The following is a 10,805-nucleotide window of genomic DNA, read 5'->3' on the forward strand; positions in this document are numbered from 1 at the left end:
ACCTTGGCCTGGACGCGCTGGTTGAGATCGACCAGGAAGTCTACGCTGGTGCGTTCTTCGGTCGGAATCGTCGCCAGGAAGCGCTGCAGCGCCGGGGTCAGCGGCAAGCGGGCGAGATAGGGTTCGAGTTCTTCCTGCTGCCAGGCCTCGTACCTGAAAGGAAATGTCGTCGCGTAGGGCTCGGGGAAGAAATCGAAGGGATTGATCACCGACATTTCGGCCACCAGGTCGACTTCAACGCAGAACTCGGCGGTTTTGTCGGGGAACACCAGGCGTGCCAGATAGTTCGCCTGCGGGTCCTGCTGCCAGTTGATGAAATGCTGCGCTGGCGTGATCTTCAGCGAGTAGCTGAGGATCGGGGTACGCGAATGCGGCGCCGGCCGCAAGCGGACAACCTGGGGCGAAAGGCTGATCGGGCGGTCGTAGCGATAGTGCGTGATGTGATTGAGGGCAACATGAATGGACACGGCTGACTCCAGGGCAAAGGCGCAGAGGTTTTTTGTGGCAGAAGCTTTACAGAAAGAAGCGCGGCGTCCGCAAGCCGGGCCGGCAGGTGGCCCGGCCGCCGTGCGTCGCCGTCGGTAGCGGGCAGCGCCTGCATCAGGGTAGCAGTTGCTTCAGCAAGTCGGTCTCCAGTTTGACGCGGCCGGCGCTTTCCTCGAGATCGCTGCCGCTGATCACGAAGGTGTCTTCGACGCGTTCGCCAAGGGTGGTGATCTTGGCGGTGTGCAGATTGGCCCGATGTGCGGCCAGTTGCGTGGCGATGGTGAACAGCAAGCCGGGGCGATCCGCAGCGACGACGGTGAGCACGAACAACTTTCCGGTTTCGTCGGGTTCGAGGCTGACCACGGGTTGGATGCTGACCATCGGCTGCAGCGGAAAGTGCCTGACCTGCCGTGAGACGCGTCCGGTTGCCGGCAGGTCGGGCGGTGAGTGTCCGGACAAACGCTCGATCAGCTCGTGTTCGATGTAGCTGATCATCTCGCGCCTGCCGCCGCGATCAGCCACGTCAAGCACGATGAACGTGTCGAGCGCGTAGCCGTCGCGCGTGGTGTGGATCTTGGCGTCGACGATGCTGAAGCCGGCGCGGCTGAAAAACCCCGCCATGCGTACGAAGAGGTCTGTCTCGTCGTGGGTGTAGACCATCACTTCGACGCCTGCACCGTGCGGACTGAGTCTCGCCTTGACCAGCGGCCTGCCGACGTCGCGGCGGTCGTGCAGGGCGAGCGCGTGCCAGGCGATTTCCTCCGCGGAGTGGCGCAGGAAATAGACCGTGTCGACTTCCTGCCACAGGCTCTCGTGAACCGCCTCGGGCAGCGCCAGATAGCGCATCAGTCGCCTGGCTTCGTGTTGCCGCTGGGCAATGACGCCCTCGGCCATCGGTGCCGCTTCGTTCGACAGCAGGACTCGGCGGGTAGCCGTGAACAGTTGCTCCAGCAACTGGCCCTTCCACGCGTTCCAGACTTTCGGGCTGGTCCCGCGGATGTCGGCCACGGTCAGCAGGTACAGCCCGACCAGACGGCGTTCGTCGCCGACGATGGCGGCGAACCGGCTGACCACGCCGGGGTCGGAGATATCCTGCTTTTGAGCGGTGCGGGACATCAGCAGGTGCTGGCGAACGAGCCAGACCACCAATTCGGTGTCCTCGCTGGCCAGACCGTGGTCTTCGCAGAACTGCCGGGCGTCGATCGCGCCGAGTTCGGAGTGATCGCCGCCACGCCCTTTGGCGATATCGTGAAAGAGCGCCGCGACATACAGCACCCAGGGGTTGCCGAAGTCGCTGATCAGGCGACTGCACAGCGGGTATTCGTGCGCGAATTCCTCGACGGTGAACCGGCGGAGCTTGCGCATCACCTGCAAGATATGCTGATCAACGGTGTAGGCATGAAACAGGTCGTGCTGCATCTGTCCGACGATGCGTCCGAAACCAGGCAGATAGCGACCCAGAACGCCCAGCTGGTCCATCCGCCGAAAGACCTCGGTCAGCCGCTGCCCGTGCTGGAAGAGTTCCACGAAACGGGTACGGTTGACCGGATTGTCGCGGAAGTCGCCGTCGATCAGCGTTCTGGCGCGCCACAGGGCACGCTGCGCCCGGGCAGTCAGACCGTGCACGCCGGGGTGCTGCTGAAGCAGCAGAAAGGTCTCGAGGATGGCCTCCGGGGTCTCGCCGAAGACGTTTTCATGCACCACGTCGAGGAACTCGTGCGTCTTCTGGAAGCGCTCGTTGATCGGTTGTGGTGCCTCGTCCGGGGAAGGCAGGAGCGCCGCGCCGATGTTCTGCAGCAAGATGGTGCTGATCTGCATGACCATCTTGGCGGTGCGGTAGTACTGTTGCATCAGCAGCTCGCTGGATCGCCGCGCCTCGGTGGCGGCGAAACCGAGTTGCTCGGCGAGCACCGTCTGGTACTCGAAGAGCAGGCGATCTTCGCGCCGCCCGGCGAGCAGGTGCAGGCGCGTGCGCAGGCGGCGCAGGAAGGCCTCGCACGCTTCGAGAAGCTGTTGCTCGCCGCTGGTGATGAAGCCGCGCTGGGCGAGGTCCTTCCAGCACTTGCCGTAGCCGGCGGCCTGCGTGATCCACAGGATCAGCTGCAGATCGCGCAGCCCGCCTGGCCCCTCCTTGCAGTTCGCTTCCAGGCTGTAAGGCGTTTCGCCAAAACGCTGATGGCGGTCTTCCTGCTCGATTCGTTTGGTCTGGAAGAAGCCTTGGGCATCGAGGCCGGCCCTGATCCGCGAGGAGAATCGTCCAAAGAGCGGCGCGCTGCCGGCCAGCAAGCGGGCTTCGATCATCGATGTCTGGACGGTGATGTTGCCGGCCGCCTGTTCCAGGCACTGGTCGATGGTGCGCACGCTGTGGCCTGTTTCCAGCCCGATATCCCAGAGCAGGCAGACCAGTTGCTCGAGCTGGGCGGTCAACGCACGGCCCGGTTGCCCGGGTAGCAGGATCAACAGATCGACGTCGGAGGCGGGGTACAACTCGCCGCGGCCGTAACCACCGACGGCCAGCAGCGCCAGCGACGCCGGCAGGCCAAGCTCGCTCCAGACCTCGCAGAGCACGTCGTCGATCAGCTGGCAGCGCGCATGCAGCAGCCTGAGATCATCGCCATCGGCCAGAAAATGCTGGCAAAGCGCCCTTTGGCCTTCCTGCAGTCGGCTCTTGAAGGACGAAATCAGGGCACTCCCGGCCTCGGCATCTACCGTCATCGCTACCGGCCGACGTTCGCGCCGACCTGCCAGCCAGCGATGGCAGCCTTGAGCGGCAACAGGTAAAGCTTCGCGACGGCCGAGCCGCGCACCAGGCAGTCCCGCATCAACAGCCAGGGCCAGGCCAGCGGCGGATGAACGCGCCAGCGCTCGTGCTCCAGCGAATTAAGCAGGATGTCCTTGGCCGCAGTCCAGTAGGCCGAGCTGTCATGCCCGCCGCTGAGCAACGCCGCCCGGTGGCATGCTGCCTGCCACAGGGCCTCTGTCTGGCGATCGCTCAAGCCCGCCCGACGTGCCAGCCAGGGGAGCATCATGGGTGTCTTCATCTTGTCCTTCGCCGATCAAAGCGGCCCGCCAGGGGGGATCACGGCCTCACCGCGCGTTCTGCCGCGCGCTGAGCAGGCGTTGCGTTCGCCGCAGGCGGGCCGGTTGACAAGCCTCAAGCAAGATCCGTGCAAGGAGTTCCTGGTCCGTGGTATGAATCTTGCTAAAACGGCGGGTCGATGATCTGTACAGGCGCCGTGGATCGCTCCGAATCGCTGGCTCGAGGGCGTTTTCTGGCGGGAACTGCGGTACACTTGTTGGCCAAGGCCGTCTGGGGGCAGGAGTTCAAGTACGCTTCGATCGGCTTACCGCACAACGTGGGTGCGCCGGCGGCGCGCGAGACCCCGAAACGGGGCGCGCGCCTTGTCGGGTGCGGAAGCGTACTCCGGGGTCACCGCCAGATGGCCGGCGGCGAAGCAGTGATTGGCCGGGAATTTGCAAAGTGAGCGCGGGTCGAAGGCGCAGCGATGCCGCCCGTCGGCAAGAGTGAGGTCAGAAGCCTCGCCGACGGCTGCCTTCTGCCAGCATTTCGTGATGTCGAGCACCTGAAGGGGAATCAAGCGATGAGCACCGAACGCAAGGCGACGTTGACCATTACCGGAGAAAGCCCGGTGCACTTTCCGATCCTGTCGCCGACGCATGGCAACGATTGCGTGGACATTCGCGCGCTGGGCGGCAATACCGATCGCTTCGGCTACGATGCGGGTTTCGAGTCGACGGCCAGCTGCAAGTCAAGCATCACCTTCATTGATGGCGCCAGGGGTGAGCTGCTTTATCGCGGCTACCCGATCGGACAGCTGAGCGAGCGTTGCGACTTTCTTGAGGTGGCGTACCTGCTGAAGAATGGTGAGCTACCAACTACCGCCCAGAGGGCTGGCTTCGAGTCGACCATCCGGAAGAACGCGCCGGTGCATGACCAGATGGTCAAGTTCTATCAGGGTTTTCGTCGCGATGCGCATCCGATGCCGGTAATGGTTGGCGTCGTCGGGGCGCTCTCGGCGTTTCATCGTGAAGCGGCGGATTTCTCGGATGTCGAGCAGCGCAGCCTGACCATCCATCGCATCATCGCCAAGATGCCGACCCTGGCGGCGATGGCTTACAAGTACACCGTGGGTCAGCCCCCCGTCAGCCCGCGCACCGACTTAAGCTACGCGGCCAATTTCCTGTACATGATGTTCGGGGTTCCGGCTGAGGAGTACAGGCCAAATCCGGTCCTGGAGCGCGCCTTTGACCGGCTGCTGACTCTGCACGCCGACCATGCGCAGGATGCTTCCACGTCAACGGTGCGGATGGCGGGATCGTCCGGAGCCAATCCTTTTGCCTGCATCTCCGCGGCGATCGCCTGCCTTTCCGGGCCGGTTCACGGCGGCGCCAGCGAGGCGTGCCTGGCGATGCTCGACGAAGTCGGCGACGTTTCGCGGGTCGCGGAAATCATCAGCCGCTCCAGGGTCGAGGGTGACCGCTTCAAGTTGACGGGCTTCGGCCTGTACGTTTATCGGAACTTCGACCCGCGCGCCAAGCTGATGCGCAAACTGTGTACCGACGTGTTGACCGAACTGGGCCTCGAAAATGATCGCCTGTTCAAGCTGGCCATCGCGCTCGACAAGATCGCGCTCGAAGATCCCTATTTTGTCCAAAACAAGCTTTATCCGAACATCGATTTCTACTCGGGGATTCTCCAGAAGGCGCTCGGCATCCCGGCTTCGATGTTTGCCTGCATCGTCGCAGTGGCCCGTACGGCGGGCTGGATGGCGCAGTGGGAAGAGATGCGTGCGGACCCGGAATACAAGATCGCTCGGCCACGGCAGCTGTACACCGGCGTGGCCAAGCGTAACGTGCCTTCCCCGGCGTAGCCGCGGAGCCGCTCCCAGCACGGCCTGACGCCACTACCGGCGCGCTTGGGCGGTGCCCGTTGATGTTGTGGGTGCAAGCCTTCGGGCAGCTCGCCAGTTCCTGATCCCGGCTTCCACGAGGGTCGCAAGGCCTTGGGGGGCTGTCTGGCGGACGGTCTAGCGTGGACGTCTGGCCGACACAGGCGCCGGCGGGGACAGCCGGACGATCCTGGCCAATGCTCGCTCGGAGCCAGCTGGCAGCGAGACAACCGAACCACACCGCTGGTCATGCACCATCAGAGTGCTCTCTCTGGTTCCTGCGCACCATCTCTTGGCATTCGGGCCGGTCGGTCGCCACGCTCTGGGTGTTGTTCCGCCGCTTTCGGTATTTGGCATGCTTTCTGCTTACCGTTAGGTATCCAACACTGGCGGTGAGCCACATGAACGCAGACTTCTACAATGAGATGTACGACGCGGACGGGACGCTGCGTCCGCACTACCGGGTCTTTGCCGAATGGCTGGCAGCGATGCCCCCTGAGCGACGGGTACGCAAGCAGGCCGAGGCCGACACCGCATTTCACCGCGTTGGCATCACCTTTGCCGTCTACGGGGAAAAGTCCGGTACCGAGCGGCTGATTCCTTTCGACATCATCCCGCGCATCGTTCCGGCGGCGGAGTGGGCGATGCTGGAGGCGGGGTTGCGGCAGCGCGTGAAAGCGCTCAACGCATTTCTCCATGATATCTACCACGATCAAGAGATCCTCAGCGCCGGTCGAATGCCCGCCGAGCAGGTATTGAACAACGCGCAGTTCCGGCGCGAGATGGTTGGGGTCGACGTGGCGTCCGGCATTTACGCTCATATTGCCGGCGTCGATCTGGTTCGCGCCGGAGCCGGCGAAACCTACGTCCTGGAAGACAACCTGCGTGTACCGTCCGGAGTCTCCTACCTGCTGGAAGACCGCAAGATGATGATGCGGCTCTTCCCCGAGCTTTTCTCACGACACCTGATCGCGCCTGTCCAGCACTATCCTGACATGTTGCTCGAAAACCTGCGGACGGTGGCGCCGACCGGCGTGGTCGACCCGACGGTGGTGGTGTTGACCCCCGGCGCCTATAACAGTGCTTACTTCGAACATACTTTCCTGGCCCAGCAGATGGGGATCGAACTGGTCGAGGGTCGAGACCTGTTCGTCAAGAACGAGACCGTATTCATGCGTACCACGCAGGGGCCGCAGCGGGTCGATGTCATTTATCGCCGGCTCGATGACGACTTTCTCGATCCCCTGGCGTTCAACAAGGAATCGATGCTCGGCGTCCCGGGCCTGCTCGCCGCCTACCGGGCAGGCCAGGTGACGCTGGCCAACGCGATCGGCGCCGGTGTGGCCGATGACAAGTCGATCTATCCCTATGTGCCGGAGATGATCCGCTTCTATCTTGGCGAGGAGCCGACGCTGCATAATGTGCCGACGTGGATGCTGCGCAAGCCCGACGATCTCAAGTACGTCCTGGCGCATCTGTCCGAACTGGTGGTCAAGGAAGTGCACGGGGCCGGTGGCTATGGCATGCTCGTCGGGCCGGCATCCACCAGCGCCGAGATCGAGGATTTCAGGGCCCGGATCCTGGCCGCCCCGGAAAAGTACATTGCGCAGCCGACGCTGGCGCTGTCCAACTGTCCGACCTTCGTCGACTCGGGCGTCGCGCCGCGCCACCTCGACCTGCGACCCTTCGTACTCTCGGGCAAGAGCATCAGCATGGTGCCCGGTGGCCTGACGCGGGTGGCATTGCGCGAAGGTTCGCTGGTCGTGAACTCGTCGCAGGGTGGCGGTACCAAGGACACCTGGGTGTTGGAAAACTGAGACTCACGGAGAGCAGACATGTTGAGCCGCACAGCTGATCACCTTTACTGGATGGCGCGCTACACCGAGCGCACGGAAAATCTGGCACGCCTGCTGGACGTGTCCTACCAGATGTCGATGGTGCCGCAATCGGTCGCCGCGCAGAACGAGAACTGGCGCGCGATCCTCGCTCTGAACAGTCTGGAGACCGCGTTCGCGGAGGTTTACCGCGAAGTCAATGTCGAGAACGTTCTGCGCTTCATGGTGGCCGACGCGGCCAACCCCTCGTCGATCTACAGTTGCGTGCGTGCCGCGCGTGAAAACGCGCATGCCGTGCGCGGGGCGATGACCGCCGAAATGTGGGAAAGCGTGAACGCGACCTGGATCGAACTGCGTCAGCAGGACTTCGAGCAGATCGTCGCGCGCGGTGTCAGCGAGTTCTTTGACTGGGTCAAGCTGCGCTCGGCGGTCATCCGTGGAGTGACCTTCGGGACCATGCTCCGGGACGACACCCTGCATTTCATTCGTCTCGGCGGACTGCTCGAGCGCGCGGACAACACGGCGCGTATTCTCGACATGCAGTATCACATTCTGCGCAATGGCGACGAGGGCGCCAGCGACTTCTATCGCTGGGGGGCGCTGCTGCGCTCGCTGTCGGCGTTCCAGGTGTACCGCAAGGTCTATCGCGACGCCATCACCCCGGGCCGCGTTGCCGAACTGCTGATCCTGCGCGGGGACTTGCCGAGATCGCTGCACGCCTGCGCCGACGGCATCGTCCGGATGCTGCAGTTGGTCGCCAACAGCGCGTCGGCCGAGACTCAGCGTCAGGCGGGCGTGCTGCATGCGGGCTTGCATTTTGCCCGTATCGACGATGTCTTTGCCGTTGGGTTGCACGAGTACCTGACCGACTTCATGGATCGAATCTACGAACTCGGCGAAGGCATCAGTCAGGACTTCCTGGTGCCGGCCTGAGCAGCCCGTGGTGCCGCGCGACGTCGCTGCTGGAGCAGGGCAGCGTTGGCTGTGGCGTTGTCGGGACTGCCGGCGCCCGGTCGCATGCCGACCCGTGGTCGGCGGTCGGATTGGCAGTGGACTCAGGGCGGAGGCGCGGATTGACCGACCTTCCGAGTTATGGTCTAATCCCGCCTGCTTCCGGTTTGGTGCCGGCCCCGGGTGTGCTTCGCACCGGTTCATCGGGGACCCCCGATGGATATCGCCACCGGCGGATCTGGCTGGCCATGTCTACGGTCTGGCGGCGCTGCGGGAAGCACAAGGTTGGGCGATTAACTCAGCGGTAGAGTGCCACCTTCACACGGTGGAAGTCAGTGGTTCGATCCCACTATCGCCCACCATTCCGCAATATCACGCCGCACCACCAAACACCTAGAACCCTGACAGCGCAAGGCTTTCAGGGTTTTTTGTTGTATCACGCCGCACCACATGGAATCATCGCAATACCGTTGCTTTGTCGGTATACTTGACGGCAGAAACAGGCCGTCGACGGTAGACGGTTTTCGCTGGGATCGAACCGCTGACACCTGCCGACCGCCGGCGGGCGCACGGCACCAGGGCGAGCCATGACGACAAACAGGCTAACGGTGGTAGCTGCGCAGACGGCAACGTCTGGCGAAAAATCGTTGAAGAAGTTCTACGACGGCGATGGCATGTACTTGCTCGTCGACCGCAAGGGCGGCAAGTACTGGCGCATGGATTACCGCTTTGCCGAGAAGCGTAAGACGCTTGCCCTTGGTACGTTCCCGGAGGTGTCGCTACCGGCCGCCCGCAAAGGACGCAACCAGGCACGCGAACGCATTCGAGCTGGTGAGGACCCCTGCGAGATCCGCAAGATTGCCAAGCTGACCGCGGTGCACCGTGCGCAGAACAGTTTCGAGGCCGTCGCCCGCGAGTGGCACAAGGAATTCTCGCCGACCTGGACGGCGCACTCCAGCTGGAAGAACCTGCGCATCCTGGAGGTGAACGCCTTCCCCTGGATCGGTGGCAGGATAATCGGCGAAGTGACCGCACCCGAGCTGCTGGCGATCCTGCGGCGGGTGAAGGATCGAGGATTGCTCGATACCGCTCACAGGCTCCGGCAGACTGCCGGTATGGTTTTCCGCTACGGTATTGTCACCGGGCGATGCGATCGCGACATCTCGGTAGACCTCAAGGGCGCTTTGCCAAGCAAGCAGCAAACGCACCTTGCAGCCATCACTGACCCGGAGAAGTTTGGCGCCCTGCTGCGCGATCTGTGGGCCTATTCAGGCGCTTTTTCGACGTGCTGCGCTCTCAAGCTATCGGCGCTCTTCGGGCTGCGACCTGGCGAGCTGCGCGCGCTTGAGTGGACAGAGGTGGGCGAAGATCAGAGGCTGATTCGCATCCCTTTTGGCAAGATGAAAGCACGGCGCATGCATGTGGTGCCCTTGTCCGACCAGGCGCTCGCGATCCTGGCCGAGTTGAAGCCCTTGACCGGCTCCGGCAAGTATTGCTTTCCCGGCCTGCAAAACCACGACCGGCCCATGAGCGAGAACACCGTAAACGCCGCGTTGCGGCGACTGGGCTACGACACGCAGACCGATCATTCTGCGCATGGCTTCCGAAGCTCATTTTCGACGATGGCGCATGGTTCCGGTCTGTTTCGCGCGGAAGTCGTCGAAGTTCAGCTCGCCCACAAGCACGGCGACGCCGTGCGGCTGGCCTATGACCGTGGCGACTTCCTGGAAGAGCGGCGAAAGCTGATGACCTGGTGGGCGGACGAGTGCGACAAAATGCGTCAGCAGGTTCCCTGATGAAAGGACAAGCGCATGCCTAGAGTATGGTTCAGAGAAAAGCATCCCGGCGAGGGAGTATTCATCATTGATGAATACGGCATGTCTACCCCTTGCAAAGCCACCTTGGAGGGGATGAAAGAGCATATCTCTAGCTGTTTCTCGGCGGTGTTTCCATTCTTCAAAATCCGGCCGGGCGACTTTCTGGCGATCGATGGCGTCACTAGTCGGGTCAGCAACAAGTTCAAAGAGGGTGCCGAACTGATTCGCCTTGTGCCTGAACACGGCTCTCTTGGTGACGCTCTCAACACCCTTTCCGACATGCTAGAGCTGTCGCTTTGGTATCTGGCCGCGTCGCTTGGCCGCCTCGACTTAGACCACATAGAAGCTGCGGTCTACTTCCACACATGTTCAGTTGACATTCTCGCGCGATTCGAGACTTCCTTGGCGCAGTTGGCGGGTGAATCTGAGGCGCGGGAAAAAGGCTTGCTTGTTGACCCGGTAGAAAACGGCCGAAAGGGTGCGATAGTCCGTAATGCGAAAATGGAAAAAGTGAAGGAACGGGTTCTCGAGTTGTACTCCGAGGGGACATGGCCGTCCATGCGCGAAGCTTCAAAAAAGCTTCTCCCCGTCGCGCTGGAAAGAGGAAGTGCAGTCGGATTCAAATTAGCAGAAGGAAACGCCGAGAGAACCGTGTACGACTGGATTCGGAAGTTCGCAAAGGATAAGGCGATATTCTCTATTGTTCATACCGTTGTATGCGATACTTTCAGTAGATTATGAGGTTGGAGGTATTGCTGATGAGGGTCGCCACGGTAGCTGAAAGCAAGGTTTCTCTCGAAGCCGTC

General features: G+C 62.4%; 9 protein-coding genes and 1 tRNA gene. 6 read left to right on the forward strand and 4 right to left on the reverse strand.

The window, feature by feature from the left end; genetic code table 11:
- From Q1L50_RS06825 to Q1L50_RS06840, 4 genes are all read right to left on the reverse strand, one after another.
- On the reverse strand, positions 1-467 hold a 467-nt coding region (locus Q1L50_RS06825), incomplete at its 3' end, for a transglutaminase N-terminal domain-containing protein (RefSeq protein ID WP_300336991.1).
- Positions 468-600: 133 nt separating this feature from the next.
- Complete coding sequence (locus Q1L50_RS06830; RefSeq protein WP_300336993.1) at positions 601-3,201, reverse strand: [protein-PII] uridylyltransferase; 2,601 nt, start codon at positions 3,199-3,201, stop codon at positions 601-603.
- A gap of 2 nt (positions 3,202-3,203) precedes the next feature.
- Complete coding sequence (locus Q1L50_RS06835; protein WP_300336994.1) at positions 3,204-3,512, reverse strand: hypothetical protein; 309 nt, start codon at positions 3,510-3,512, stop codon at positions 3,204-3,206.
- 318 nt (positions 3,513-3,830) lie between these two features.
- Positions 3,831-4,085 carry a hypothetical protein gene (locus Q1L50_RS06840; protein WP_300336996.1) on the reverse strand — a complete coding sequence of 85 codons (255 nt, stop codon included), beginning with the start codon at positions 4,083-4,085 and terminating at the stop codon, positions 3,831-3,833.
- Positions 4,086-4,088: 3 nt separating this feature from the next.
- On the opposite strand from Q1L50_RS06840, the gene gltA reads away from it, so the two are divergent.
- From gltA to Q1L50_RS06870, 6 genes are all read left to right on the forward strand, one after another.
- On the forward strand, positions 4,089-5,378 hold the full coding sequence (gltA, locus tag Q1L50_RS06845) for a citrate synthase (RefSeq protein WP_300336997.1): 1,290 nt from the start codon (positions 4,089-4,091) through the stop codon (positions 5,376-5,378).
- A gap of 419 nt (positions 5,379-5,797) precedes the next feature.
- Positions 5,798-7,213, forward strand: a complete 1,416-nt coding sequence (locus Q1L50_RS06850) for a circularly permuted type 2 ATP-grasp protein (protein ID WP_300336999.1) — start codon at positions 5,798-5,800, stop codon at positions 7,211-7,213.
- A gap of 18 nt (positions 7,214-7,231) precedes the next feature.
- Entirely contained in the window at positions 7,232-8,164 is a 933-nt protein-coding gene (locus Q1L50_RS06855; protein ID WP_300337000.1) for an alpha-E domain-containing protein, read from the forward strand.
- A gap of 305 nt (positions 8,165-8,469) precedes the next feature.
- Positions 8,470-8,544, forward strand: a tRNA-Val gene (locus Q1L50_RS06860).
- Between the two features lie 225 nt (positions 8,545-8,769).
- Entirely contained in the window at positions 8,770-9,978 is a 1,209-nt protein-coding gene (locus tag Q1L50_RS06865) for an integrase arm-type DNA-binding domain-containing protein (RefSeq protein ID WP_366145221.1), read from the forward strand.
- Positions 9,979-9,993: 15 nt separating this feature from the next.
- Entirely contained in the window at positions 9,994-10,740 is a 747-nt protein-coding gene (locus Q1L50_RS06870; RefSeq protein ID WP_300337004.1) for a hypothetical protein, read from the forward strand.
- Positions 10,741-10,805: the final 65 nt, after the last annotated feature.

It is taken from the genome of Accumulibacter sp. (assembly GCF_029255145.1).
Taxonomy (GTDB): domain Bacteria; phylum Pseudomonadota; class Gammaproteobacteria; order Burkholderiales; family Rhodocyclaceae; genus Accumulibacter.